At 41.9% G+C, this 26,126-nt stretch carries 23 protein-coding genes and 1 pseudogene; 8 read left to right on the forward strand and 16 right to left on the reverse strand.

Annotated features, from left to right (window positions below; all coding sequences use genetic code 11):
• The first annotated feature begins 9 nt into the window (after nucleotides 1-9).
• The 5 genes from C2M25_RS08530 to C2M25_RS08550 are packed head-to-tail and all read left to right on the forward strand — an operon-like array spanning nucleotide 10 to nucleotide 4,760.
• A complete protein-coding gene (locus C2M25_RS08530; RefSeq protein WP_105180893.1) occupies nucleotides 10-1,158 on the forward strand; it encodes an alpha-hydroxy acid oxidase in 1,149 nt (382 codons plus the stop codon).
• A gap of 24 nt (nucleotides 1,159-1,182) precedes the next feature.
• Nucleotides 1,183-2,229, forward strand: a complete 1,047-nt coding sequence (locus tag C2M25_RS08535; RefSeq protein WP_105180894.1) for an aldo/keto reductase — start codon at nucleotides 1,183-1,185, stop codon at nucleotides 2,227-2,229.
• Nucleotides 2,226-3,086 carry an amidohydrolase family protein gene (locus C2M25_RS08540; RefSeq protein WP_105180895.1) on the forward strand — a complete coding sequence of 287 codons (861 nt, stop codon included), beginning with the start codon at nucleotides 2,226-2,228 and terminating at the stop codon, nucleotides 3,084-3,086. The genes C2M25_RS08535 and C2M25_RS08540 overlap by 4 nt, the downstream gene beginning before the upstream one ends.
• A gap of 22 nt (nucleotides 3,087-3,108) precedes the next feature.
• Nucleotides 3,109-3,885, forward strand: a complete 777-nt coding sequence (locus C2M25_RS08545; protein ID WP_105180896.1) for an SDR family NAD(P)-dependent oxidoreductase — start codon at nucleotides 3,109-3,111, stop codon at nucleotides 3,883-3,885.
• A 20-nt stretch (nucleotides 3,886-3,905) separates the two neighbouring features.
• Complete coding sequence (locus tag C2M25_RS08550; RefSeq protein WP_063704947.1) at nucleotides 3,906-4,760, forward strand: fumarylacetoacetate hydrolase family protein; 855 nt, start codon at nucleotides 3,906-3,908, stop codon at nucleotides 4,758-4,760.
• A 77-nt stretch (nucleotides 4,761-4,837) separates the two neighbouring features.
• On the opposite strand, the gene C2M25_RS08555 is transcribed toward C2M25_RS08550, so the two are convergent.
• Entirely contained in the window at nucleotides 4,838-5,152 is a 315-nt protein-coding gene (locus C2M25_RS08555) for a DMT family transporter (protein WP_062565271.1), read from the reverse strand.
• Between the two features lie 194 nt (nucleotides 5,153-5,346).
• Nucleotides 5,347-7,293 (reverse strand): glycoside hydrolase family 97 protein, encoded by a 1,947-nt coding sequence (locus C2M25_RS08560; RefSeq protein WP_105180897.1) that lies wholly within the window; start codon nucleotides 7,291-7,293, stop codon nucleotides 5,347-5,349.
• 194 nt (nucleotides 7,294-7,487) lie between these two features.
• Here C2M25_RS08560 and C2M25_RS08565 point away from each other — a divergent pair, with 194 nt between their 5' ends.
• On the forward strand, nucleotides 7,488-8,396 hold the full coding sequence (locus C2M25_RS08565; RefSeq protein WP_105180898.1) for a substrate-binding periplasmic protein: 909 nt from the start codon (nucleotides 7,488-7,490) through the stop codon (nucleotides 8,394-8,396).
• Nucleotides 8,397-8,436: 40 nt separating this feature from the next.
• Here the strand turns inward: C2M25_RS08565 and prpF are convergent, their stop codons facing one another.
• From prpF to C2M25_RS08590, 5 genes are all read right to left on the reverse strand, one after another.
• Nucleotides 8,437-9,606 (reverse strand): 2-methylaconitate cis-trans isomerase PrpF, encoded by a 1,170-nt coding sequence (prpF, locus tag C2M25_RS08570; RefSeq protein WP_105180899.1) that lies wholly within the window; start codon nucleotides 9,604-9,606, stop codon nucleotides 8,437-8,439.
• Between the two features lie 3 nt (nucleotides 9,607-9,609).
• Complete coding sequence (gene acnD / locus C2M25_RS08575) at nucleotides 9,610-12,201, reverse strand: Fe/S-dependent 2-methylisocitrate dehydratase AcnD (RefSeq protein WP_105180900.1); 2,592 nt, start codon at nucleotides 12,199-12,201, stop codon at nucleotides 9,610-9,612.
• A 117-nt stretch (nucleotides 12,202-12,318) separates the two neighbouring features.
• Entirely contained in the window at nucleotides 12,319-13,443 is a 1,125-nt protein-coding gene (gene prpC / locus C2M25_RS08580; RefSeq protein WP_063704938.1) for a bifunctional 2-methylcitrate synthase/citrate synthase, read from the reverse strand.
• Nucleotides 13,444-13,467: 24 nt separating this feature from the next.
• A complete protein-coding gene (gene prpB / locus C2M25_RS08585) occupies nucleotides 13,468-14,343 on the reverse strand; it encodes a methylisocitrate lyase (protein WP_054554724.1) in 876 nt (291 codons plus the stop codon).
• An 84-nt stretch (nucleotides 14,344-14,427) separates the two neighbouring features.
• Nucleotides 14,428-15,132 (reverse strand): GntR family transcriptional regulator, encoded by a 705-nt coding sequence (locus C2M25_RS08590; RefSeq protein ID WP_054554723.1) that lies wholly within the window; start codon nucleotides 15,130-15,132, stop codon nucleotides 14,428-14,430.
• Between the two features lie 281 nt (nucleotides 15,133-15,413).
• Between C2M25_RS08590 and rsmF the strand changes: the two genes are divergently transcribed.
• The gene (rsmF, locus tag C2M25_RS08595; RefSeq protein ID WP_105180901.1) at nucleotides 15,414-16,853 is read left to right on the forward strand and encodes a 16S rRNA (cytosine(1407)-C(5))-methyltransferase RsmF; all 1,440 of its coding nucleotides are present in this window, start codon (nucleotides 15,414-15,416) and stop codon (nucleotides 16,851-16,853) included.
• Between the two features lie 311 nt (nucleotides 16,854-17,164).
• Nucleotides 17,165-17,980, forward strand: a complete 816-nt coding sequence (locus C2M25_RS08600) for a polysaccharide deacetylase family protein (RefSeq protein WP_063704932.1) — start codon at nucleotides 17,165-17,167, stop codon at nucleotides 17,978-17,980.
• On the opposite strand, the gene C2M25_RS08605 is transcribed toward C2M25_RS08600, so the two are convergent.
• The 9 genes and pseudogenes from C2M25_RS08605 to acpP form a co-directional block, all read right to left on the reverse strand.
• Nucleotides 17,977-19,797: an alkaline phosphatase D family protein gene (locus C2M25_RS08605; protein WP_105180969.1), complete on the reverse strand. Its 1,821-nt coding sequence runs from the start codon at nucleotides 19,795-19,797 to the stop codon at nucleotides 17,977-17,979. The genes C2M25_RS08600 and C2M25_RS08605 overlap by 4 nt on opposite strands.
• 35 nt (nucleotides 19,798-19,832) lie before the next feature.
• Nucleotides 19,833-20,612: a TatD family hydrolase gene (locus C2M25_RS08610; RefSeq protein WP_063704930.1), complete on the reverse strand. Its 780-nt coding sequence runs from the start codon at nucleotides 20,610-20,612 to the stop codon at nucleotides 19,833-19,835.
• A 12-nt stretch (nucleotides 20,613-20,624) separates the two neighbouring features.
• Nucleotides 20,625-20,951, reverse strand: coding sequence for a PilZ domain-containing protein (locus C2M25_RS08615; protein WP_063704928.1), 327 nt, complete (start codon nucleotides 20,949-20,951; stop codon nucleotides 20,625-20,627).
• Nucleotides 20,952-20,959: 8 nt separating this feature from the next.
• On the reverse strand, nucleotides 20,960-21,853 hold the full coding sequence (locus C2M25_RS08620; RefSeq protein WP_105180902.1) for a DNA polymerase III subunit: 894 nt from the start codon (nucleotides 21,851-21,853) through the stop codon (nucleotides 20,960-20,962).
• Between the two features lies 1 nt (nucleotide 21,854).
• Nucleotides 21,855-22,481: a dTMP kinase gene (gene tmk, locus C2M25_RS08625; protein ID WP_054561369.1), complete on the reverse strand. Its 627-nt coding sequence runs from the start codon at nucleotides 22,479-22,481 to the stop codon at nucleotides 21,855-21,857.
• Between the two features lie 18 nt (nucleotides 22,482-22,499).
• Entirely contained in the window at nucleotides 22,500-23,477 is a 978-nt protein-coding gene (mltG, locus tag C2M25_RS08630) for an endolytic transglycosylase MltG (protein WP_105180903.1), read from the reverse strand.
• Nucleotides 23,474-24,286 (reverse strand): aminodeoxychorismate lyase, encoded by an 813-nt coding sequence (gene pabC / locus C2M25_RS08635; RefSeq protein WP_105180904.1) that lies wholly within the window; start codon nucleotides 24,284-24,286, stop codon nucleotides 23,474-23,476. Before pabC ends, mltG begins: the two co-directional genes overlap by 4 nt.
• Before the next feature lie 57 nt (nucleotides 24,287-24,343).
• Nucleotides 24,344-25,581: pseudogene (gene fabF / locus C2M25_RS08640) on the reverse strand (beta-ketoacyl-ACP synthase II).
• 117 nt (nucleotides 25,582-25,698) lie between these two features.
• A complete protein-coding gene (gene acpP, locus C2M25_RS08645) occupies nucleotides 25,699-25,935 on the reverse strand; it encodes an acyl carrier protein (RefSeq protein ID WP_016707440.1) in 237 nt (78 codons plus the stop codon).
• Nucleotides 25,936-26,126 lie beyond the last annotated feature (191 nt).

A 26,126-nucleotide genomic window follows, 5' to 3' on the forward strand; every position in this document is an offset into this window, starting at 1 on the left:
GAATTCATCATGAGCAATTACTTTAACCACCTTTACCCAGACGTTGCCGACCTTAAGAAAAAAGCCAAGCAACGAATTCCTCGCTTTGCCTTCGATTACCTTGAAGGCGGTTGTATGCAAGAGCATGGTGTAAAACGAAATAGAGATGACATCAATAGTGTGCAATTACGCAGTGAGCTATTCAAGCCATTTACAGGTAGCAGCCAAACTGTCGAGTTATTTGGTCATACTTACGCGGCCCCATTTGGTATTGCGCCTGTTGGTTTACAAGGATTAATGTGGCCAAAAGCCCCTGAGATTCTTGCTAAAGCCGCCGCTGAAAAAAACATTCCTTATGTGTTAAGCACGGTTTCGTCATCTAGCCTTGAACGAATCGCAGAAGTATCACAAGGCCATGCGTGGTTTCAGCTTTATAACCCAACCGATGAAAAGATTAGGCTCGATTTACTCAGTCGCATCAAAGCAGCTCATTACCCTGTGCTAGTGGTCACAGTTGATGTGCCTACCTTTGGCTACAGACCACGTGATATTCGAAATGGTCTAGCCATGCCACCTAAGATGACGTTGTCTAATATTCTGCAGATGCTAGCAAGACCCCGCTGGCTTTATGAAACCGCCCTTGCTGGCAAGCCAGAAATGGAAACGCTCAAGCCGTATATGCCAAAAAATATGCCTACCGATGAGCTGGCAGCTTTTATGAATAAAACTGTCATGGGCCGCGTTGATCTGGAAGGTTTAAAACCGATTCGCGATTTATGGCAAGGGCCTTTGATCATTAAAGGGTTGATTAATGAGTCTGATGTACAAGCGGCCATTGCGCTCGGCGCAGATGGGGTTGTTATGTCAAACCATGGCGCGCGTCAGCTAGATGCCGGTGAATCTCCCGTCAAACCACTGCAAACAGTCGCTGCCAAGTATTCAAAAGACATCAAAATTTTTATGGATAGCGGGCTTCGTAGTGGAACAAACATTGTGAGTGCACTTGCAAGCGGTGCTGACTTTACATTCTTAGGCAGACCCTTTGTATATGGCGTGGGTGCCCTTGGCGATAAAGGCGGCATTCACACCATCAATGCCTTGATGATGCAAATCACCCAGATCATGAACCAATTAGGTTGCGCCACTGTATCTGAACTACCCGATTTTTTGGTGAAGTAACACAAACTGCTTAAGAGGTAGGTTATGAAAAACACATTTAAAACGCGTCCGCTTGGACAAACCGGCATTGAGGTTTCAACCCTCGGTTTTGGCGCGGCCTCTATGGGTAACCTATATCAAGCAGTGAGCGATGAAGAAGCTAAAAACACCTTAACTGCAGCAATTGATGTGGGCATTTCATTATTCGATACCGCCCCTCGCTATGGTGCAGGTTTAAGTGAACGTCGTGTTGGTGATGCCCTGCGGGGTCTTGGTAAAAAAGAGTATATTCTATCAACCAAGGTTGGCAGATTGATCAAACCTGATCCCCATGCTGATGTAACGCAGCTGCGTCATGGCTTTGCTACGCCAATGCCTTTTGATGCCCAATATGACTACAGCTACGATGGCATTATGCGCTCTTTTGAAGATAGCCAACAACGTTTAGGTTTAGCTGAAATTGATATTTTACTCGTACATGATTTAGGCGTTGATACACACGCCGAGCGAGATGCCTTTTATTTTATGCAATTTGAGCAAGGCGGCTACCGAGCGTTAGAAGAGCTCAAAACAAGTGGGCAAATTAAGGCTGTCGGTTTAGGGGTTAACGAAGTTGAAATATGTCAACGTGCAATGGCAATTGGTCAGTTCGATTGCTTTTTATTAGCTGGTCGTTATTCGCTATTAGAACAACAACCTCTCGATGATTTTTTACCTGCATGTATAGAGCATGGTGCGTCTATTATCTTAGGTGGCCCCTATAACTCGGGAATATTAGCTACGGGCGTTCGTCATTTTCAAAACCCTTACTACAACTATCAACCAGCGTCACAAGAAATCATCGACAAAGTCGCCAAAATTGAAGCTGTTTGTGTTGATCATAATGTCACATTAGCAGCTGCAGCTTTACAGTTTCCACTCGCGCATCCCGCCGTTGCCTCGGTTATACCTGGGCTTGGTAACGAAAATCGGGTGCACAAAACCGTCGAATTATTTAATCAGGTTATCCCGAACCAGTTTTGGCAAGATTTAAAAACAGCGGGTCTCATTGCACAGCATGCACCGACGCCAGAAAGCGGAGACGCATCATGAACACAATCAGCACACTCAACCCGATTAAGAAAATAGATAGCCATCAACATTTTTGGCAATTGAGCCGTGGCGACTATCGCTGGTTAAGTGAAGATTTAACTGTGCTTTATCAAGATTATTTACCAGAAAGGCTCACTACGACCCTTGCTATTAATGACATTGCTAATACTATTGTGGTGCAAGCGGCCGACTCACATGATGAAACGCGTTTTTTACTGAAACTTGCTAAGTCCTACAGTTTTATTGCAGGTGTTGTTGGTTGGGTCGACTTTACCGATACAAACGCTCTAAGACAGTTAAACTTATTTGCAGCAGATCCTTACTTCAAAGGTGTACGGCCGATGCTGCAAGACATTGAGCAAATTGATTGGATCTTAAACCCTAAATTTACACCAATTTTCCAATTTTTAGCGGCGCATAAGCTCTGTTTTGATGCCCTAGTGCATGAGTGTCACTTACCGCACGTACTCACTATTGCTAAGCAGCATCCTCATCTAAACATCGTTATTAATCATCTGGCTAAACCAGATTTAACAAAGCCAAAATCTGAACATTGGGAAGACATGCTCTATCAACTTGCATGCTTAAAAAATGTCTCGATTAAGTTTTCCGGGCTTATGTCACAAGCACAGGCTGATTGTGTCGATATCGATACATATCGCCCCTACTTTGAACTCATTTATCAGTTATTTGGTGCCAACCGAATTTTATGGGGCAGCGACTGGCCAGTGGTTAACATGAATGGCTGTTATACCGACTGGCATTACATCAGCGATGTGCTGATAAGTGTTCTACCAGTCTCTGAGCAGCGAAAGATTTGGTCCGATAATGCCAAAAGACTTTACCGATTATTTTAATTCCCCCAGTTAAGGATTTTTTATGACCCAGCAAAACACAAAAAAAATTGCCCTAGTAACCGGTGGTGGAAGCGGCATCGGGCGAAGTATCTGTTTACGCTTGGCAAAACGTGACATTCATATCATGGTGGTTGATTTAAACCTTGACGCTGCAAACTTAGTGAAAGATGAAATTCTTCGTGACAATGGCAGTGCCGATGCGTACGCCGTCGATGTTGCAAACCATCAACAAGTTCACGAGTTATTTAATACGATTACCAAGCACTACCCCATTGATATTTTGGTTAACAACGCCGGTATTGCCCATATCGGCAATATCGAAAACACCACAGAAGCTGATTTGGACAGACTGTATAACATTAATGTTAAAGGCGTTTATAACTGTATTCATGCAGCTATCGAGAGCATGAAATCTCGAAAAAGCGGCGTCATTATTAACCTTGCTTCGGTTGCATCATCAGTCGGTATTGCTCACAGGTTTGCATATTCAATGACGAAAGGCGCGGTATTGACCATGACCTATTCCGTTGCAAAAGACTATATAAATGATGGCATCCGCTGTAACTGCATTGCGCCTGGTCGAGTGCACACCCCATTTGTTGATAATTTTTTAGCCCAAAGTTACCCAGATAATCAAGCTGAAATGTTTGAAAAGCTCTCCAAAAGTCAACCTATAGGTCGTATGGGCAAACCAGAAGAAATTGCCGGACTGGTCGATTACCTCTGCTCCGATGATGCAGCCTTTATTACCGGCAGTAATTTTCCCATTGATGGCGGTTTCGTCACCTTGAATAACTAATAGAAGTAAAGAGAATCATCATGAAACTACTAAGATACGGCCCTTTTGGCCAAGAGAAACCCGGCATCATTGATAGCGATGGTAAGCTACGTTGTTTAAGTAACGTGCTCAAAGACATCAATGGCCAAGCTTTATCACCAGTAACACTCAATTTTATTAGTCAAATCGACTTAAACACCTTGCCGCTTATTGAAGAGCCGGTGCGTATCGGTTCATGTATTGCTGATGTAGGTAAGTTTATTTGTATTGGCTTAAACTATGCTGATCACGCTGCAGAATCTGGCATGGCTATTCCCAATGAGCCTGAAGTATTTAGCAAAGCCACCAGCGCGATTAGCGGCCCTAACGACAATATAATCAAGCCTAAAAATAGCAAAAAGCTAGACTGGGAAGTTGAACTTGCCATTGTAATTGGTAAACACGCCTCGTATGTCGATGTAGAAAACGCTTATGATTACATTGCTGGTTATTGTGTGTGTAACGATGTGTCTGAACGAAACTTCCAGCTAGAACGCGGTTCACAGTGGGATAAAGGGAAAGGCTGTGACACATTTGGCCCACTTGGCCCATGGTTAGTCACCAAAGATGAAATTCCGGATCCACTTAATTTAGATATGTGGTTAAAGGTGAACGATACCCAATACCAAAACGGCAACACAAAAACCATGGTGTTTGATCCAGCGTTTATAGTTAGTTATCTCAGCCAATTTATGAGTTTACAACCGGGTGATGTTATCTCTACCGGCACGCCACCAGGTGTGGGTTTAGGGCAAACTCCACCGGTTTACTTAAAAGACGGCGACACAGTTACCCTTGGCATTGAAGGCCTTGGCGTACAACAGCAAGTCGTCGTTGATTATAAAAAATTACACTAATTAATAAATCCCAAATTGCATTTGATCTAGACCCAAAATCCGATAGAGCAACAGCCTATCGGATTTTTATTCAAACACTAATTGGCGAGTTTCAAACCAATAATTCCAAGGGCAATCAGCAGTAAGCTGGCAATTTTTAATAGGCTTACGCCTTCTGATAATAGCGTCATGCCAATAATTGCAGAGCCAATTACGCCGATACCTACCCAAACTGCATAAGCCAAACTGAGTGGTAATGATTTAAGCGCCACGCTTAAGCAATAGAAGCTCGCAGCCATGGTTAAAATTGTAAAGAATGAAATGAGTGGTTTAGTAAAACCGTTTGATTGTTTTAGGCCATAAGCCCAAGCGACTTCAAGTAAGCCAGCAGCAATAAGTAGGATCCAATTCATGGTCGACCTCTTTATGGGGTCGTCCCCGAATTTAAATAACAACTTTAAGGTCGTCCTCAAAGCGGTGTAGTACATCACCACACCCAACGAAATCTAGCACGCCCAAATTAGTAAGGCAACTATAGTCAAAAAAAAAGCGAGCAACCTGCTCGCTTTTCTCTACTTGGTTTTGTTTATCGCCTATTAACTCACAGTTAGCGACCAATAATCAGTGCGCCACCTTGAGCTAATAAGTTTAAGGTTAACTTGCCACTGTTACTTACTGTGACTTGCTTAGTACCAGCACTGCCATCTTTTTTGTCAAACAACAGGGTGACTTTTTTGCCCGCTAACATAGGTAAATCGATATCGAATGTTTTGGCTTTATTTTCACCATTCACGGCTGCTACCCACCATGTTTGCTGATGACGCCTTGCGATCGTTACATCTTGACCCGGCTGACCTGCAATATAACGTGTTTCATCCCATACCGTTGGCATCATCTTTAAAGTATCAATAACAAATTGAGGTTGCTCTACAAGGTTATTTGGCGTCAGGCCAAAATGTTGTACTGGTGATTGATAAAGCACACCTGTTGCCAGTTCAAATGCATCTGTGGTTTTACGAATAGTGCCGACGGTTTGATCTTGAGATAAGCGTTTGTTTAAAAACACTGGGGCAAAATCCATAGCGCCAATAGCATTACGAGTGAACGGTAAAATAGTCGCGTTATAGGCATGTAAATCTAACGAATTTTGATGAAAAACAAGGTTCTCCGATGCTAGAACCGCTTCAGATGTGACGAAGTTAGGATACATTCTTTCCCAGCCACGCGGGATAGTGCTGCCATGAAAGGTGATCACTAAACCATACTGATTTGCATCAGTGAGAATATCTTCGTAGAGTTTAATGGTCTCTTGTTTGTCACCACCAAAAAAATCTACTTTAAGCCCTTTAACACCAATGCTTTGCAACCACGCCATTTCATTTCGACGTGCAGGTGCACTGTTCATTCTATTTTGTGGGGTTTGAGGTGCGTCATTCCACCAGCCATTTGAGTTGTACCACAAAATAACATCAACGCCCTTACCATTAGCGTACTTAACCAATTCAGTCATTCTCTCGCGGCCAATGTTTTTATCCCACCAATTGTCGATTAATACATATTCAAAGTTTAATGACGCAGCTAAATCGATAAATTTGATTTGATCATCGTAGTTGATACTTGGGTCTTGCCAAACAATCCAGCTCCATGTTGAACGACCCATTTTATAATCTTGGCTTGCTTGATAAAGCGGTTTAACCAAATCAAAGGCCACGGTTGATTCAACAATTGGCTTTAAACTCGTTCCCAACGAAATAGTACGCCAAGGTGTGGTTGCTGGCATCGCCATAGCGGCATAAGTCGCACCTATGCCATTGTTTTCGCCAGCCTGAGGAAATGAAATACGATAAATACCGTCTTTTGTGCCTTCACTTAATTTTGAGCCAACATAATGGCTATCAACCCCGGTTTCAGAAATTAATAACCAGCCTTTATCGCTATTTTTAAATAATGCAGGAAAGGTATAACCCACGCCGTTCGCTGACGGTGTACCAAGGGCTTCGTTAAAGGTGTAAGGCTCTTCGTAACTTGGTTTTGTTTGCATCCAGCCCGTTTCAGGTAAGGCTTGTGGGCTTATAAATGTGGTTGCAGAATCTGGTAAATTAAAAGCACTGTATTCAGCTAACACCTTGATACGGGTATCTGTTTCAGTCCCTGAGATTTGATAGCGAAATGCAACATCGCTATCAGACACATTAAACTCGACGCCAAGCATTCTGCCGTCTTGGTTTTCAAATTGCGCTTTGAGTGAATTTGCCGTGTAGTTTACTTCACTCACCTTCGCATTATGCAGCTTATAGCTTTCATTGACTGAAGCAGTTGTATGGCTTTTATATTTTAGGCTTTGTGAAAAATCACCCAGGTTGGTATTTAAACCAAGCTGTGATTGCTGCAAAAACTCTTGGTTGCCATAATTTACGCTATAAACAAGCTGATTTTGTTGTTTTTCGAGTTTTACAGTTATTTGTCCATCTGGGCTTGTAACGCTAAGCGGTAATTGTGCGTGAGCAAGCATAGAGCTTGTTAGAAGTGATATATAGATACTTGGTTTTATCATTGTTGTTATCCTTAAGCTGTAAAAGCATTAAGTGATATCATAATACAATTAAAGTATTTTTGTCACCCAACTCCTATCGAGTTAAAAGTGATCGAAAAACGTATCAGGCCCGTTAGATATTGTTACAGTTCCTAGGTTGTATATTTACGACAAAAGGCTAAGCTTTAGATAAATAACAAAAACTTAGAAAATTTATGAAACTACTGACCGTGCTTTTTTTATTCGTCTCATATCAAGCTCTTGCGGGTCTTACGCCTGTTAGCTTTGAAAAAAATGGCGAAATCATCACTGAAGAAGCGGTGCGTTTCAACGGCGGATATGGTTATAACTTAGATGCCAACCATGTTTTAAAGCTCGTCACCTTAGATTGGCCTCCTTACATAGACGAAAACTTATGCAACAAAGGCTGGCTTTACCAATTTGCTGTAAGCTCCTTACTTGAAAAAGGCTATGGCGTGCAAATTAGCTTTTATCCGTGGGCACGCGCCGTAAGAGAAGCTGAATTAGGTCGCGCTGATATTCTCTTTCCTGAGTACTTTATTGAAGATGATGTTATCTCAGATAATTTCCTCGATAAAACTCGCAACGATTTACTCACTTTGAGTCATGCTATTCCGGGTGGGGATTTATCATTCGTGGCGTTAAAAGGAACTCAAATTCCATTCAATGGGGATTTAAAATCAGTTAAAGATTTACCAATTGGTGTAGTACGTTCGTATAAAAACACCAAAGAGCTCGATGCCATGATTGATAATAAAGAAATCGATACAATCGTCGCTAATAATGAATACCAACTAATTCATCTCTTACTTAGTAACCGAGTAAGCCTGATTGTGGCAGATCTTGAGGTCTTAAAAGCCAGTGTTTATAAATCTGAATTATCAATTAGCGGCAAACGACAAATTTTAGAATCACTGGTCGCGCTGGAGCCTAAACTTGAGTACAAACCGCTTTATTTTTCTGTCAGTAAATCAACGCCGCACTGGCAAAAAGTTTTACAAGATTTAAATGATGAAATAGAACTCATGCAACAAAGCGGCAAGTTTGACGAGTTCATCGAAGGAATGAAGAAACAGTGCTACGGATTAGAAAAAGCGGCGTAACCGCCGCTTTATTTTGATTAAATCAGTACGCTATTGAGTACTACTCGGGCACTCTAACCCAGCCTTCCATCAACACACGCGCACTTCGGCTCATACTCGCTTTGGTGACTTGCCAATTACCATCAACAAGTGTTGCAGCAGCGCCCACTTTTAAAGTGCCAGAAGGATGACCAAAGTTTACTTCCTGACGCTCACCACCACCTGCAGCAAGGTTTACCAAGGTACCAGGAATAGCAGCTGCAGTACCTATTGCAACCGCAGCGGTGCCCATCATGGCATGGTGCAATTTACCCATCGACATAGCACGTACCACTAAATCAATATCTGTATCACTGACAACTTTACCGCTTGATGCATGATACGTCTTAGCTGGTGCTACCCAAGCTACTTTTGGCGTATGTTGACGTGCTTTTGCTTCATCAATATGAGAAATTAGCCCCATTTTCAACGCCCCGTAGGCACGAATCGTTTCTAATTTTTCAAGTGCAGATGCATCACCGTTAATGGCTTCTTGTAGCTCTGTGCCATCGTAGCCAACTTCACTGGCGTTAATGAAAACTGTAGGAATACCCGCATTGATCATCGTTGCAGACAACATACCAATACCCGGCACTTCTAGCTCATCGACTAAGTTACCTGTTGGAAATAAGGCCCCTTCGCCATCTGCAGGGTCCATAAATTCAAGTTTCACTTCAGCGGCTGGGAAGGTCACGCCATCAAGCTCAAAATCACCAGTTTCTTGCACTTCACCGTTAGTAATTGGCACGTGCACTATGATGGTTTTACTAATATTGACTTGCCATACTTTAACTTCAACAACGCCGTTCTCTGGAATTTTGCTGGCATCAACAAGACCATTCGACACAGCAAAGGCCCCGACTGCTGAAGTTAAATTACCGCAGTTACCACTCCAATCAACAAACGCCTTATCGATAGCCACTTGACCAAACAAATAATCAACATCGTGATCAGCTTTAGTACTTTTCGATAAAATCACCGTTTTACTGGTGCTCGAGGTTGCACCGCCCATACCATCAGTTTGTTTTTGGTAAGGATCGGGACTGCCAATCACACGTAATAACAGGTTATCGCGCGCCTCACCTGCCACTTGGGCAGGCTCAGGTAAATCAGTTAAGTTAAAGAACACTCCTTTACTGGTGCCGCCACGCATATAGGTCGCTGGCACCTTAATTTGTGGTTTAAATGCCATTGCTTAGTGCTCCTCAGATTCTAAGAAATCTTGCGCGAAACGTTGCAGCACACCACCCGCTGAATAAATTGACACTTCTTCAGCGGTATCTAAACGACACGTCATTGGTACTTCAACAGTTTCACCATTGGCACGGGTAATAACTAATGTCAGTGTCGCGCCTGGTGTTGGCTCACCTTTGACACTAAAGGTCTCACTGCCATCAATACCTAATGTAGTTCGCGTGGTGCCCGCTTTAAATTCAAGCGGTAATACGCCCATACCAATTAGGTTAGTGCGGTGAATACGCTCAAAACCTTCAGCTGCAATCACTTCAACACCAGCAAGGCGTACCCCCTTAGCAGCCCAGTCACGTGATGAGCCTTGGCCATAATCTGCACCTGCCACAATGATAAGCGGTTGTTTGCGCTCCATGTAGGTTTCGATAGCTTCCCACATACGCGTCACTTTGCCTTCTGGTTCAATGCGAGCATATGAACCTTGCTTCACTTCACCATTTTCTTTAACCATTTCATTCAGTAACTTAGGATTAGCAAATGTTGCACGCTGTGCTGTTAAATGGTCGCCTCGGTGAGTAGCATACGAGTTAAAATCTTCTTCCGGTAGACCCATTTTAGCGAGGTACTCACCAGCAGCACTTGACGCTAAAATCGCATTCGAAGGTGATAAGTGGTCAGTAGTGATGTTGTCACCCAATACGGCTAGTGCTCGCATTCCGCTTAATGTACGCTCACCTGCTAATGCGCCTTCCCAATAAGGAGGACGACGAATATAAGTACTTTGTGGACGCCATTGGTAAAGCGGGTCGTTGTCTTCACCGTAATCTACACTTAAATCAAACATTGGCTCGTAAACCTTTTTAAATTGTTCAGGTTTAACACTTTGTTTGATCACTGCATCAATTTCTTCATCTGTTGGCCATAAATCCATAAGGCGAATTTCGTTGCCTTGTTGATCATGCCCTAATACATCTTTTTCGATATCAAAACGAATAGTACCAGCGATAGCATAAGCAACAACCAGTGGCGGTGAAGCTAAGAATGCTTGTTTTGCATAAGGATGAATACGACCATCGAAGTTACGGTTACCCGAAAGTACAGCGGTTGCGTATAGGTCGCGGTCAATCACTTCTTGCTGAATTTTAGGATCAAGCGCACCACTCATGCCGTTACAAGTTGTACACGCAAAGGCAACGATACCAAAGCCAAGTTGTTCAAGTTCAGGTAATAAATTGGCTTCTTCTAAGTAAGACTTAACCGCTTTAGAACCCGGTGCCAGTGATGTTTTAACCCATGGCTTACGAGTTAACCCTTTAGCGTTAGCATTACGCGCAAGTAAACCTGCGGCAATAACATTGCGTGGATTACTAGTATTCGTACAACTTGTGATTGCAGCAATGATACAGGCACCATCTGGCATTAAGCCTTCTTCATTCTCAACGACGCCAGTGATACCTGCTTTATCAAGTTCGCTTGTTGCAACACGCCGATGTGGATTTGAAGGGCCCGCAATATTGCGACCTACTGACGATAGATCAAAGGTTAACACACGCTCATACTCAGCCGTTTTAAGACTGTCACTCCAAAGCCCAGTCTCTTTTGCGTAAGTTTCGACGAGTTGAACTTGCTCTTCTTCACGGCCAGTTAAACGTAGGTAATCAAGTGTATTGTCATCGATGTAGAACATCGCAGCTGTTGCGCCAAACTCTGGCGTCATATTAGAGATAGTTGCTCTATCGCCTAAGGTAAGTGCATCGGCACCTTCACCATAAAATTCAAGGTAGGTCGACACAACTCTTTCATTACGTAAAAATTCGGTGATCGCTAGTACGATATCGGTTGCAGTAATACCCGGTTGTGGCTTGCCTTTGAGCTCGACACCCACAATATCTGGTAAACGCATGTAAGATGCACGGCCAAGCATCACACTTTCAGCTTCAAGACCACCTACACCGACTGCAATAACACCTAGCGCATCGACCATAGGTGTGTGGCTATCTGTACCAACTAATGTATCTGGGAATGCCACGCCATCACGTTTTTGGATCACAGGTGACATTTTCTCTAAATTAATCTGATGCATAATGCCGTTACCCGGCGGGATCACATCAATATTTTTAAATGCTGTTTTCGTCCAATTAATAAAGTGGAATCGGTCATCGTTACGACGGTCTTCAATAGCACGGTTTTTTTCAAATGCGTCAGGTTCAAAACCTGCGTGTTCAACCGCTAATGAATGGTCAACAATTAACTGTGTTGGTACCACAGGGTTCACTTTTGCAGGATCGCCGCCTTTTGCAGCAATAGCATCACGCAGGCCTGCTAAATCAACTAGCGCTGTTTGACCTAAGATGTCGTGACACACAACACGAGCAGGAAACCATGGAAAATCTAAATCACGCTTACGGTCAATCAATTGCGACAGTGCATCATTTAGCATTTCAGGTTCACAGCGACGAACTAAGTTTTCGGCAAGTACTCGCGATGTGTAAGGAAGTGTGGCATAGCTGCCCGGTTTAATTGCATCAACAGCAGCGCGCGTATCAAAGTAATCGACGCCGGTGCTTGCTAATGGTTTTCTAAAATTTGTTTTCATGATGATTCTACTTGTACTTGGTGACGGTGAACAAAGGTGGGCTGATTGTTTTTGTATTTATTTCGCCCCTTCATAAAGGGGCAGCTAAGCTACCCCTATCACTGATTTAATTAACGATTAACGCTCAGAAATTGGCGTATAGCTACGCGCTTCTGGACCCGTATAATCTGCACTTGGGCGAATAATACGGTTATTAGCACGTTGCTCTTTCACGTGTGCTGTCCAACCTGTTACACGGCTCATCACGAAAATTGGCGTGAATAACTTAGTTGGAATCCCCATGAAGTGATACGCAGATGCATGGAAGAAATCAGCATTACAGAATAATTTCTTTTCACGCCACATAACTTCTTCACAGCGAACAGACACTGGATAAAGCACATCATCACCCACTTCTGCTGCCAGTTTTTCTGACCACTTTTTGATGATCACGTTACGTGGATCTGATTCACGGTAAATGGCATGACCAAAGCCCATGATCTTGTCTTTACGTTCAAGCATGCCCATCAGCGCATCTTCAGCTTGGTCTGCACTTGTGAAGCCTTCAATCATATCCATAGCCGCTTCGTTCGCACCACCATGTAATGGACCACGTAAACTACCAATCGCACCCGTTACACAAGAGTGAATATCAGACAATGTTGATGCACACACACGCGCAGTGAATGTTGATGCATTAAACTCATGCTCAGCATAAAGAATTAAAGACACGTTCATTACTTGCTCAAACAGTGCTGATGGTGCTTCGTCATGTAATAAACGTAAGAAGTGTGCACCAACCGAATCATCATCTGTTTCAGTGTCGATGCGAACGCCGTCATGGCTAAAGCGATACCAGTAACAAATAATACTTGGGAATACAGCAACCATGCGGTCAATCGCATCATTCGCTTCTGAGAAGTCTTGCTCCATTTCTAGGTTACCTAGCATAGAACAACCCGTACGCATTACATCCATTGGATGCGCGTCTTTAGGAATGTTCTCAAGCACTGTTTTAAGTGCATCTGGTAAACCACGTAGTGATTTTAGCTTTGCTTTATATTCAGTCAGCTCAGACTCTGTTGGTAATTCACCGCGCGACAGTAAAAAAGACACTTCTTCAAACTGTGCTTTATCTGCTAATTCACTAATATCATAACCACAATAAGTTAAACCTGAACCTGATTTACCTACTGTACACAGTGCTGTTTCACCTGCTACTTGACCACGTAAACCTGCGCCGCCTAATGCTTTATCTACCATGAGTGTTCTCCTTATATGTTGTCGTTATGATTTTTTAGCTGAGAAAAGGTTATCGAGTGTGTTTTCATATGAGTGATAATCTAAAAACTCATATAATTCCGCACGGGTTTGCATATTGTCTACTTGGCTTTGCTGCGAGCCTTCGCTAAGAATAGACGAATACACATTAAGTGCTGCTTTGTTCATCGCTCTAAATGCACTAAGTGGATAAAGTACAATTTCAACACCTACTTCGCTTAATTGCTCAGTTGTATAAAGCGGTGTTTGGCCAAATTCGGTGATGTTCGCAAGAATCGGCACATTTAACGCTTTAGCAAACGCTTGGTAATCTGCTAAATCATGTACCGCTTCTGCAAAGATAGCGTCTGCGCCAGCTTCAACACACGCTGCTGCGCGGTCAATAGCTGCATTTAAGCCTTCTTTTTGGAATGCATCAGTACGCGCCATAATGTAAAAATCACTGTCTGTTTTAGCATCAACCGCTGCTTTAATACGGTCAACCATTTCATCTTTAGACACGATTTCTTTATTCGGACGGTGACCACAACGTTTTTGTGCTACTTGGTCTTCAATATGGAAACCCGCAGCACCTGCTTTGGTCATTTCTTTAACCGTACGAGCAATATTAAATGCACCGCCCCACCCTGTGTCAGCATCAACAAGAAGCGGTAAGTCGGTAGCGCTGGTGATTCGACGAATATCTTCAAGTACGTTATCTAGACTAGTCATACCTAAATCTGGCATGCCGTATGATGCGTTAGCAACACCCGCACCTGAGAGGTAAAGTGCTTGGTGACCGGTTTTCTCTGCCATCATTGCGCAGTACGCGTTGACGGTGCCAACCACTTGTAATGGCTTGTTGTTGGCGATTGCCTGTTTGAACTTTAATCCTGCTGACATTGGATAACTCCTATCTTTGAACGGTTTCAGCTCTTTGGCTGACTCTATTTTTTAAATCTAAATTGTGACTGTTTAACTACGGCGCTACTGATTTTTTGCTGCGAGTAAGTCAAACTTCGTCTGAATATTTGCCTGAGACGCACTAATATGGCGCTTCATAAGCATTTCGGCTAATTCACCGTCATGGTTTTCAATGGCATTAATAATAGCCAAGTGTTCATCAAACGCTTTTGATACACGCGGGCCAACCATGCCCATTTGTACACGGTACATACGAATTAACTGGTACAACTCATTACATAAAAGATGAATTAAGTGTGCGTTTTTCGACCCTTTAATAATGCGATAATGAAAATCAAGGTCGCCCGCTTCTTGGTAGTATGATTCACCTTCTTTTACACGCTGTGTTTGTAAGTGCTGGTTCAATAACTGCTTTAAACCCTGCACTTCTTCAGGTTCCATGTTGTCGGCAGCTAACCGACAAGCCAGCCCTTCTAGGGCACTACGAACCTGATAGACTTCGATTAAACGCTCGGCGGTTAGCGCAACAACACGACAACCGACATTCGCTTTACGCTCGACCAAATAACAGCTCTCTAAACGATTTAGCGCCTCACGCAAGGTGGCACGGCTTACACCATAGCGTTTAGCAAGTTCTGGCTCAGAAATTTTGCTGCCCTGCTCAATGGTGCCTTGTACAATTTCACGACGCATGTCGACAAACACTTGGTCTGATGCAGTTGTTATCGTGATATCGTTGTAGTTATCGTTGGCTTTTTGCTCTGTCATAAATAGGTCTATCAAAGTACTAAATTAAGATTGTCGACAATTTGTGAGTTCACTATGCGCCCTATCATTGCATGTGTCAACCTTGAGATAGGAAAAATAGACTAAAAAACCAGTAAAATGTCGACATAAAATGATATTTATCAAAAATAATGGCTATAAAGAACATTTATATTGGTAATATGTCGACACTTCAATCTCGCTCTTAAAAAGCTAAAAATATCCCCCGATAGCGCTATAAATGGTATGATCCAGCTATTATTACGTGATGTGAGAGCCATTTAGTGGACGCTAATACATATATTCCTGACTCATTTATTGATGATGTAAAAAGCTACCTTCCTGAACATTTATCATTAGACGACTTTATTGCAGCCTGTCGTCGCCCATTGAGACGATCTGTTCGCGTAAATACTTTAAAAATGTCAGTCGCTGAATTTGAGCGTCAATGCGCCAAAAAAGGATGGGAATTAACAGCAATTCCATGGTGTGAAGAAGGATTCTGGCTAACACGTCCTAGCGACGAAGAAGCGGCCCTTGCCATCGGAAATACAGATTTACACTTAAGTGGTGCTATGTATGTGCAAGAAGCCAGCTCAATGTTACCGCCGGTAGCACTGAGAGCCGAAGTTCAGCAAAGCGATGCGGTACTTGATATGGCATCGGCACCAGGTTCAAAAACATCACAAATCGCCGCCATGATGGATAATAGTGGCGTGTTAGTGGCCAATGAGTTGTCATCGTCACGCCTAAAAGTATTAGCAGCAACCCTTAAACGTATGGGCGTAGGTAATTGTGCATTATCACATTTTGACGGAGTGATCTTTGGGGATTACATGTATGAGTGCTTCGACAGTATTTTGCTAGATGCCCCGTGTTCAGGTGAAGGCACGGTTCGTAAAGATGCAGACGCCCTAAAGAATTGGTCAATCGAATCTAATATTGATATTGCTGCTGTGCAAAAAGCACTCATCAAAAGTGCCTTTTATGCCCTAAAACCCGGAGGCACATTAGTTTATTCGACCTGTACTTTAACACCGCTTGAGAACCAACAAGTGTGTGAGTATCTATTAGCAGAGTTTCCTGATTGCATCGAGGTACAATCGCTCGACAGCCTGTTTGATGGCGCAGACAAAGCGACAACCAGCGAAGGTTATTTGCATGTTTGGCCGCAAACTTACGACAGTGAAGGTTTCTTCATCGCTAAATTTAAGAAAGTAACATCAAGCGATAACCCAAATCAAAAAGTTAAAAAAGGCGCATTTCCGTTTGCTGAATTTGATAAAAAGCAAAGCCAAGCGTTTATGCAAACAATTAAAAAACAGTTCGGTCTAAAATCACTTCAAGGCACCTTAATGCAACGTGATAAAGAGCTTTGGTTGTTTCCTGATGGCTTTGATGAACTGCAAGATAAAATTAAATACTCACGTTTAGGTATTCAACTTGGTGTGATCCACAAAGGCGGTGTTCGCTTAACTCACGAGTTTGCCACTGTCTTTGGCCAAGATTGTGATAAAAATACCTTTGAGATGTCGGCTTGCCAAGCAAACGATTACTTTAACGGTAAAGATATTCGACTCGAAAAACCAACACAAGATAATGGTGAAGTAGTGTTAATGTTATGTGGCTGTCCGGTAGGACTTGGTAAGTGGCAAAAGAATAAAATTAAGAACTCATTACCACGTGATTTAGTCCAAAATGCCCAGTTGATAACTTGGGTATAAGTTGCGCATAAGAGCTGTATAAAAAAACAACGACTTTAGGTAAAAAGCTGTAACAGACTGATTTTAAACTAGTATAAAATTTGTACATTTACCGTGCAATTTCCTGCTGATTAACTACACTTAAAAGTACTTTCTACTTCTCCCTACTGAATTTAGAAGGTGTTTTTTTATAGTTAGCGCAGGCTCACACGAGCCAACCCCCTAAGCCCAGAACAATGCGGATTCGTTCTGGGCGTTTTTTATTCAAAAGTCGCATAGCAAAGCATCAGCCTTTTTGATTTCATTGTAAAAACAATGATAAAGGATTGATTATGCTTAAACCCATGTGCGTCGTACTACCACTTTTACTTAGTAGCCAAACTCTGGCAAAAAGCAGTGATTACCTAGGTTTTGACTACCCTAATAAGGCTAAAAATGCCGTAAGCATCAGCTTTGATGACGCAAGACATAGCCAAGTTGATACCGGTTTAGCGCTTTTAAACAAGTACCAAGTAAAAGCGACATTTTATGTATCCCCTTTTAATGTAAAAGAACGTGTTGAAAAGTGGCAAATGGCAGTAAAAACAGGTCACGAAATTGCTAATCATACAGCAAGCCATTTATGTACAGGCAACTTTGAATGGCTACGTGAACTTGGGGTTTCGCTTGAACAATTTACTCTAAAAGAAATGGAGCAAGATATCCTAAAGGGGCAAGACTATATAAAAGCCACACTCAATGTGACACCAACCGCTTTTGCCTACCCTTGCGGTAACACCTTTGTTGGACGTGGTGCTAATACAAAAAGTTATGTGCCGTTAATAGCTAAACACTTTAAAACCGGTCGAACTTGGCTAGACGAAACGGCGAATAATCCTAATTTTACAGATTTTTCGCAGTTAACCAGTTTACCTATTGATGGGCTGACTTTCGAAGAGATTAAAAAAACCATAGAGCAACACCGAACCAACAATAGTTGGATCATTCTAGCTGGCCACGATATTGGTAAGCGAGATCAGTACACCACCGGCAGCGATGTACTCGAACAGCTCGTTGTTTATCTACAAGATCCTAAAAATGGCTTTTGGTTAGATACGGTAAGTAATGTTGCTGACTACGTTGAGGCGAATCGTAAAGCATTCGATTAATTATCGTTTAAATCGAATTCAGTTATTTGGTTATCAGCGTGAATAAGTTCATATTTAGCGAGTAAACCGTCATTGAGCTCAATTAAGCTGATAGCCGCATTACTGACTAAATACTTTTGTCCTTCGCCTATGGTTTGGTGTTTATCAACTTCCATTTGCCAACGCTTAGTGAAAAAGTTAAGTGGGCTTTTCGGGGCATATAAAATTGAGTCGAGCTTATCGAGTACATTAATAAGTTTGCGTGGGAACTCATTTTTAATACCACTGGCAGTCAACTGCCAAATTCGGTTTTTATGTTTACCAAAGCGCTTTTGCACTGAAAAACAAAATGAATAATGAACATCACCAGAGAGGATCAAGGTTTCTTTTGGCGTATCTTCACGGCGAAAAGTATCTAGCAGTTTTTTAGCAGAACCTTCATGTGCCATCCAGTTTTCCACATCAACCAACAAGGGTTGCCCACACAAGTTAAAAATTGCTTGGATAGCTTCAATTGATTTAACACCAAACACCGGTGCTGGAGATACGATAATCACTTTATCGTGAGACAATAAGCTTTCTTCTAATTCAGTGAGCCTTTCCCAATCAAGTAAGCCTGATGGTTCATTGAAGTTTTGTTCATTCCGCCAGCGATGGGTTCGGGTATCAAGTACCACAACTTTGGGAATGGTATTAAGCTCGTAATGCCAATGGTTAAAATTGAGTATTAGTTTATCAAAGTCTTTAAAATGCCAGTTCTGTTGTTGCAGGCTTTGTTTAAAACTGGCTAATAAAGACAGCGAGTTATCACCTGCATCATTACCAATCCCCTGCATTAACCAATAACTAATTAAACCATTATTTACAATACGACGGCTAGCTGGGTGCTGATAAATAGCTTGCTCCCAGCCTGCGGTTAAGTTCCAGTCATCGGTGACATCATGATCGTCGAACATCATTAATGTCGACACATTGGCGAATAACCTTTCAACGCTTTGAAGACCCTTTGCAAAACCAAGCAGTGCATCTTTTTCAAGTTTAAATAGGTTAGCGTATTTAGGGGCTAATGCTGGGCATTCAATTAATTCAAAATCAATTAGCTGCCAAGTAACCGCGCTGAAGTTTAATAAATAAAGCGCTATAAATTCTTGAAAATGAATTAAATGGTTTTCAGCTTTTAAGCTTGAGAAGTGCGGCTCATCTTTTTTAAGCCAATAACCAACACCAAATTTGCTTCGTTTCTGCCAAGGCACTTTGGGTAAGTGTAAATGGCGCTGATAAAGTTGCTGCTCAAACTCTTCTGGTAAATCTAAATCAAGCGCTGGCTCTTGAAACACACCAAATAGACTAATCACTTTTTCAATCGCGAGCAACATAGGTCCTGCGACATCATCCGCATATATTTGATCGCCAGACAACAATAATAAGTCAGCGCCTGCATTAAGAGATTGGCGCTGATCATTTTGCCAATTGTCTGCAGCAACAAGGCTGTCTTTTGCGGGGTGATGAGGGTTACGACACGAGCCATGCAGAATTCTATCGAGTCGATTTGGGATCACAAATGCTGGAGATTCTGCACGTTCATAGCAAAAAGACGACAAATCAAGGCTTTTATCTTCATCATGTAACGAATAATAGATCAGTGAGTCAACTGCAAACTGGCCACTGACAGGCATGACATTGATGAAATTTAAGTAAAGCTGTTGCCCTAATTGGATTGACTCTAAGTTAGAGAAAGTCTCAACACCGCTAAACTCAATTCGGTAGTGGCAAGGCACAGTTGTGACAAATTGAAAGCACACTCGCCCTGCATCTGCTCGGCGTACCATTGGCCCCATTATTAACTGAGGTAAATTCGATACGCCGTGCACTATTACGCCCTTTTAGCTTGATTGAACAACGAATAAAAGTTGTTAGTTGTTGCTTCAGCTAACTCGTTAAAAGTAAGCCCTTTTAACTCAGCGATGTAGTAAGCGACATCTTCAACATAGGCTGGTTGATTTGTTTTACCACGATATGGCACAGGTGCTAAATACGGTGAATCTGTTTCGATCAATAAGCGATCTAGCGGAATTTGCTTAACAACGTCTTTTAACTCTACGGCATTTTTAAACGTAACAATGCCCGAAATCGAAATATAAAAGCCCATATCAATGGCTTTTTTGGCCATATCCCAGTTTTCTGTAAAGCAATGCAATACACCACCACAATTTTCAGCATTGTGAGCACGCATTAAGTTGATGGTGTCTTCTCTAGCGTCTCGAGTATGAATAATTAGCGGTTTTTTAAGCTCATTTGCAACCTCGATATGACCCACGAAACTTTCTTGCTGAACAATATGGGTGTCTTTTGAGTAATAGTAATCGAGACCTGTTTCACCAATCGCAACCACTTTGTCGTGGCTTGCAAGTGAAATAAGCTTTTGCTTATCGAGTGCGTCTTTTTGATCAAGTGGGTGCACACCGCATGATGCAGAAACATCTGGATAGTGTTTAATTTTATCCAGCATAGATGGGAATTGATCTAAGGTTACACTCACACATAAAAAGTGTTCAACTTTCTTAGCGCGAGCGTTTTCAAGTACTTGGTCTAAATTAAGGTCGAGTTTATCGAAATCAAGCCTGTCTAAATGACAATGAGAATCTACAATCATGGTACTACTTTTTTACATGGTATAGGTCGGATTGCCTGAGTTTAACATAGTACCGAGTAGTTTTTCGATTTTCACATTTAAATTGGTTTTATCATCGATAAAATTAACACCCACTCCTGGTGGATTTGAGCTTTGTGCACCTTGTGGTGTGATCCAAGCAACTTTACCTGTTACTACATCATCTTCTAACGCATCGGGTAAGGTAACTTTTAGAGCCAATGAATGCCCCATCTCAAAGCGCATATTAGTGCGAACAAATAACCCACCATTTTTTAAATAAGGCATATAACAGCGATATAATTCTTCTAAGTCTTCAATATCTACTAATAATTCTTGCACGATTTATCCTAATTTTGGCTTTCACGTAAAGTAAACGCTAATTGTGAAATGGCAAGTTCCAAATTTAAACCAAGCACATGTGAACTGTTATAAAGAAACTCTGAAATTGCAGATTGTGCTTTCTGATAATTGAAAAAGTCCATTCCTAAAACCAATTGCGCCTTAAGATGCTCCGTTAAAAACAAAGCAAATACATTAACCAAGCTGTGATCTTTATTTAATATGTCGACTAACGCACTGAAATTATGGCTGTCTTTTATCTCAGTTGCAAATTTATAAAGGGAATCGACAGCTTCAAGTTGATTGTCATTTTGCCACTGCTCAACTAGCAGTGGCTGTCTAGCAAATAAATCCAACCATGAATAATTAGCAATGTTTAATGATGCTAACCATTGTGTTGTATATTCTGGGTTAACTTTTATTTCGTGTACGGCGCAGCGACTTAATATTGTTGCTGGTAATAGTGCGGTTTGCTCACACGTTAACAATAGATAACGGCGTAAACTTGGTTCTTCGAGTGTTTTTAATAATGCATTTGCTGCCGCTGTGGTCATTTTATGACACTGTTCAAGTACCACCACTTTGTTACCGTTTTGCGCCGCTGAATGATTTATAAAATCACTGATCTCACGAATTTCATCCACGCCTATTGTTTGGCCTTCTACCTTTACAACGCGTTTATCTGGGTGAGTAGCCGCTTGATTTAGTTGGCAGCTTTTACAATTGCCACAGGCTTTTAAGTTTACAGGTGACGCACAAAGTAGCCCATCAGCGAGCGAATCGACTAAACGTTGCTTGCCAACACCTTTGTCACCATTAAATAGCTGTGCATGATGAAAGCGTTGCTGTGCAAAACTTTGCGCAAGTTGCTGATAAAGCCCTTCAAGCCACGGCAAAGGCATATTAATTTAAACCTGCAAAAAAGTTATCAAGCACAGTTGTTATTGCCGCATGTACTTCAGGCATAGTTTGGTTTGCATCCACTGTTTTGATACTGCTATCAGTTTTAGCTATCTCGAGGTAACGTGCGCGAGTGCGCTCAAAAAAGCCTAATGCTTCTTGTTCGATACGATCAAGTTCACCACGTCCTTTTGCACGGGCAAGGCCCACAGCTGGGTCAATGTCTAAATAAATGGTTAAATCAGGTTTTAAACCATTTAGCACCATATCAGCTAAAAAAGAGAGTTTAGTCTGTTCAATACCACGACCACCACCTTGATATGCTTGAGATGAAAGATCATGACGATCACCTAAAACCCAGGTACCCTTTTCAAGTGCGGGATTAATAACATTAGCAACCAATTGTGAGCGTGCTGCATACATAATTAATAGCTCAGTTTCACCCGTCACTGTTTCTTGGTGAGCCTGTTTAACGATATTACGCAGCTCTTCAGCCATGGCTGTGCCACCTGGCTCACGTACATTAATAAAATCGACTTGTTTATTTTCTAAATAAGCTTGGCATACGGCAATGGCCGTTGATTTTCCGGCCCCTTCTAGGCCTTCAATCACTATAAATTTCGCTGTCATATGACTCAATTCTGGTTGTTAGTTTAATTGGTACTGCTTTACCGCACGATTATGTTCTTGTAATGTTTTCGAAAATTGATGGCTGCCATCCCCTTTCGCAACAAAATACACATACTCAGATTCAGGTGGATTAACCGCGGCCAAAATCGCTGCTTTAGAAGGCATGGCAATGGGTGTTGGCGGCAAGCCTTTTATCTTATACGTGTTATACGGTGTATAGGTTGTTAAATCTTTTCGTTTTATATCACCATCAAAATCAGCACCAATGCCATAAATAACCGTTGGATCGGTTTGTAATCGCATATTGGTTTTTAAACGATTGGTAAATACTGCAGAAATTAATGGTCGCTCAGAAGCAAGGCCCGTTTCTTTTTCAATAATTGATGCCAATATTAACGCTTCATACGGTGAACTTAATACTAAATCGGGTGCTCTAGTTTGCCATGCAGCGTCTAATTCCTGCTGCATTTTGTTGTATGCGCGTTTTAATACGCCGCTGGCTGTATCTTCACTATGGTAGTGATAGGTGTCAGGGAACAACCAGCCTTCTAAATTTTCTTGTGTGCTACTTATCTGCGTCGCTAAATTTTCTGTCTGTAAGTCTTGTGTTAAATGTGCTTGTTTTTGGATATTAGCAACAACGTCACGCAGTGGCTGACCTTCAATAATTGTAAAGCTAAAGCTTACTTGTGCACCTTGATTGATACGGCGAATATTATCAATCACAGCGCTCGTATCAAGTTCATAAAGACCCGCTTTTAAATCGGTAAGCGTAGGGTCTAATTTAGCGAGTATCTGAAATTTAAAGCAGCTATCGAGCCACTGCTTTGCTTGCCATGCTTGACAAAGCTGATTAAAGCCGGTGCCACGTTCTACTTTGAATAAAGTACTGTTTTCAACTTTTAATGGCATTTTTAATGCTGCTTGAAGTTGTTGATAGCCAATTCCACAACATAGCAATGCTAATAACAGCACGCTAACAATGACTTTTATCACACACTCTCCTTGGCAAACTGCGCCGTTAATAGCGCTTTACTGCATTCAATATCAAAATGTGTATCAGCAATTCGTGCAACGGGAACCACGCCCATTAAACTGTTACACATAAATACGGCATCCATAGCTAAAAGCTCATCTAATTGGATTGCTTTAAATTCAATGGCTAACTTATCACATAAAGCGCTGAGATAAACCCCAGTGATACCGCAGCGGTCTAACTTGGGAGAAACAATATTACCGTTTTGAATGGCAAATAAATTTGCAGCAGAGCACTCGATCACATTGTTATCATAATCAAGTACAACAACGTCATCACATTCAAGGCTATTCATTTGCTTTTTAATAAGTACTTGCTCTAACCGGTTCAAGGTTTTTAAGCCAGCGAGTAAAGGTTGATGTGCAAGTTTCACGTCGCTGATTGCAAGGTTTACACCCTGCTGCTGCCAACTTTTATAGTGTGAAACTGCAGGCATTAGACTGATCAGCACTTGGATACTTGGTGTATCTGGTAAGCCATAACCACGCCCACCTGCACCACGGGTGATAAGTATTTTTAAAATACCGGTTTGTGTATCACTGATTGCGTGGTTAACTTCACGCTCAATTGCGGTTAAATCTAATTCAGGGAAATAGAGTCTTTGCGCGCATTCTTCTAAACGCGCTTTGTGTAAATCCCAGTGCTCAACGACAGAATTCACCACAGAGGCAGTAGTAAAAAAGCCGTCACCATAATTTAAGCCACGATCTTGCGTGCTTATTGTGGTGTCTGGTGTGGTTATTGTTATTGTTTGTTTTAATTTACTCATACAAAAAAGCCCAGTTAAACAACTGGGCTCTTCTTTTTAGTCCGTTGTTAAAAAGAATTATACCTTTTTAAATAGCAACGAGCCATTAGTACCACCAAAACCAAATGAATTACATAGTGCGTAATCCAATTTAGCGTCACGTGCAGTGTGCGGTACATAGTCTAAATCACAGCCTTCATCTGGGTTATCAAGGTTGATTGTAGGGCTTACTTTCTGGTCAACAAGTGACAAGATAGTAATAATCGACTCTACCGAGCCTGCTGCACCTAACAAGTGACCCATCATTGATTTAGATGAACTTACCATCACATCTTTCGCTGCATCACCAAAAATAGTTTTAACAGCGGATGTTTCGGCTTTATCGCCTGCATTAGTCGATGTACCGTGAGCATTAATGTAGCCAACTTGGTCTGCATTAACTTGTGCATCGTTTAAGGCATTTTCCATCGCCAGTGCTGCGCCAGCACCGTCTTCAGGTGGAGACGTCATGTGATATGCATCACCACTCATACCAAAACCAACAAGTTCAGCGTAGATTTTCGCACCACGTGCTTTAGCATGCTCATACTCTTCAAGTACGATAACACCTGCACCATCAGCAAGAACAAAACCGTCACGGTCTTTATCCCAAGGGCGTGATGCTGCTTGTGGATCGTCGTTACGAGTTGATAATGCACGTGCCGCATTAAAGCCACCCATACCAATTGGTGTCGATGCTTTTTCAGCGCCACCAGCTACCATTGCATCTGCATCGCCGTATGCAATCATACGCGCAGCATGACCAATGTTATGCAGACCTGTCGTACAGGCTGTAACGATTGAAATATTTGGACCACGTAAACCGTGCATAATCGATAAATGACCAGATATCATATTGATAATGGTGAAGGCACGTAGAACGGAGAAAGCTTACGCGGGCCGCTATTTAATAGTTTAATGTGGTTTTCTTCGATTAACGTTAAACCACCAATACCAGACCCCACTGCTACACCAACACGAGTGGCGTTTTCTTCAGTGATCTCTAGACCAGAATCTTGTAGTGCTTGTACACCCGCTGCAATGCCATATTGGATAAACAAATCCATTTTCTTTGCATCTTTCGGTGACATGTAAGCTGATGCATCAAAGTCATTCAGCAAACCTGCGAATTTGGTGCCGAAACTTGAGGTATCGAAATGCGTGATAGTTTGAATACCACTTTTACCGTTTAACAAACCTTGCCAAGTAGATTCAACATCATTACCTAGCGGTGTCAACATTCCTAAGCCAGTTACGACGACTCGACGTTTAGCCACGGGTTGCCTCCAATAAGGAAATTATTTTAGGTGGGGTGTATACCAAATTTATTAGTATCATTCTATAGATAGACTAAGGGCAGCTTGATGCTGCCCTTAAAATCAAAATGCGTAAAATTACTCAGCGTGAGCTGTAACGTAATCGATTGCAGCTTGAACTGTAGTGATCTTTTCAGCTTCTTCGTCTGGGATCTCAGTGTCGAACTCTTCTTCAAGAGCCATTACTAGTTCTACAGTGTCAAGTGAATCAGCACCTAAGTCGTCAACGAAAGAAGCTTCATGTTTTACTTCTTCTTCTTTAACACCTAGTTGCTCAATGATAATTTTCTTTACGCGTTCTTGGATGTCGCTCATTCTTCTTTCCTTTATTAAAAACGCCAATGCGTTATTTTCAGATTGCGGCGTAGTTTACGCCGCATAATTCTGTGATTCAAGGATTTGCTGATAATTACTTATCTGGTCAAACCTCTCGAATAGTATTTGTTCATTTATCGCTTATTTTCATAGCGAATTCAAGTATGTTTAAAGCAAGATCACAAAAATTT

The organism is Pseudoalteromonas sp. T1lg21, assembly GCF_002964625.1.
In the GTDB taxonomy this organism is placed as follows: domain Bacteria; phylum Pseudomonadota; class Gammaproteobacteria; order Enterobacterales; family Alteromonadaceae; genus Pseudoalteromonas; species Pseudoalteromonas gelatinilytica.

Coding starts and splice junctions, on each gene's coding strand:
- C2M25_RS08530 (WP_105180893.1), top strand. CDS start 10: ATGAGCAATTACTTTAACCACCTTTACCCAGACGTTGCCGACCTTAAG.
- C2M25_RS08535 (WP_105180894.1), top strand. CDS start 1,183: ATGAAAAACACATTTAAAACGCGTCCGCTTGGACAAACCGGCATTGAG.
- C2M25_RS08540 (WP_105180895.1), top strand. CDS start 2,226: ATGAACACAATCAGCACACTCAACCCGATTAAGAAAATAGATAGCCAT.
- C2M25_RS08545 (WP_105180896.1), top strand. CDS start 3,109: ATGACCCAGCAAAACACAAAAAAAATTGCCCTAGTAACCGGTGGTGGA.
- C2M25_RS08550 (WP_063704947.1), top strand. CDS start 3,906: ATGAAACTACTAAGATACGGCCCTTTTGGCCAAGAGAAACCCGGCATC.
- C2M25_RS08555 (WP_062565271.1), bottom strand. CDS start 5,152: ATGAATTGGATCCTACTTATTGCTGCTGGCTTACTTGAAGTCGCTTGG.
- C2M25_RS08560 (WP_105180897.1), bottom strand. CDS start 7,293: ATGATAAAACCAAGTATCTATATATCACTTCTAACAAGCTCTATGCTT.
- C2M25_RS08565 (WP_105180898.1), top strand. CDS start 7,488: ATGAAACTACTGACCGTGCTTTTTTTATTCGTCTCATATCAAGCTCTT.
- prpF (WP_105180899.1), bottom strand. CDS start 9,606: ATGGCATTTAAACCACAAATTAAGGTGCCAGCGACCTATATGCGTGGC.
- acnD (WP_105180900.1), bottom strand. CDS start 12,201: ATGAAAACAAATTTTAGAAAACCATTAGCAAGCACCGGCGTCGATTAC.
- prpC (WP_063704938.1), bottom strand. CDS start 13,443: ATGGTAGATAAAGCATTAGGCGGCGCAGGTTTACGTGGTCAAGTAGCA.
- prpB (WP_054554724.1), bottom strand. CDS start 14,343: ATGTCAGCAGGATTAAAGTTCAAACAGGCAATCGCCAACAACAAGCCA.
- C2M25_RS08590 (WP_054554723.1), bottom strand. CDS start 15,132: ATGACAGAGCAAAAAGCCAACGATAACTACAACGATATCACGATAACA.
- C2M25_RS08600 (WP_063704932.1), top strand. CDS start 17,165: ATGCTTAAACCCATGTGCGTCGTACTACCACTTTTACTTAGTAGCCAA.
- C2M25_RS08605 (WP_105180969.1), bottom strand. CDS start 19,797: ATGGGGCCAATGGTACGCCGAGCAGATGCAGGGCGAGTGTGCTTTCAA.
- C2M25_RS08610 (WP_063704930.1), bottom strand. CDS start 20,612: ATGATTGTAGATTCTCATTGTCATTTAGACAGGCTTGATTTCGATAAA.
- C2M25_RS08620 (WP_105180902.1), bottom strand. CDS start 21,853: ATGCCTTTGCCGTGGCTTGAAGGGCTTTATCAGCAACTTGCGCAAAGT.
- tmk (WP_054561369.1), bottom strand. CDS start 22,481: ATGACAGCGAAATTTATAGTGATTGAAGGCCTAGAAGGGGCCGGAAAA.
- pabC (WP_105180904.1), bottom strand. CDS start 24,286: ATGAGTAAATTAAAACAAACAATAACAATAACCACACCAGACACCACA.
- acpP (WP_016707440.1), bottom strand. CDS start 25,935: ATGAGCGACATCCAAGAACGCGTAAAGAAAATTATCATTGAGCAACTA.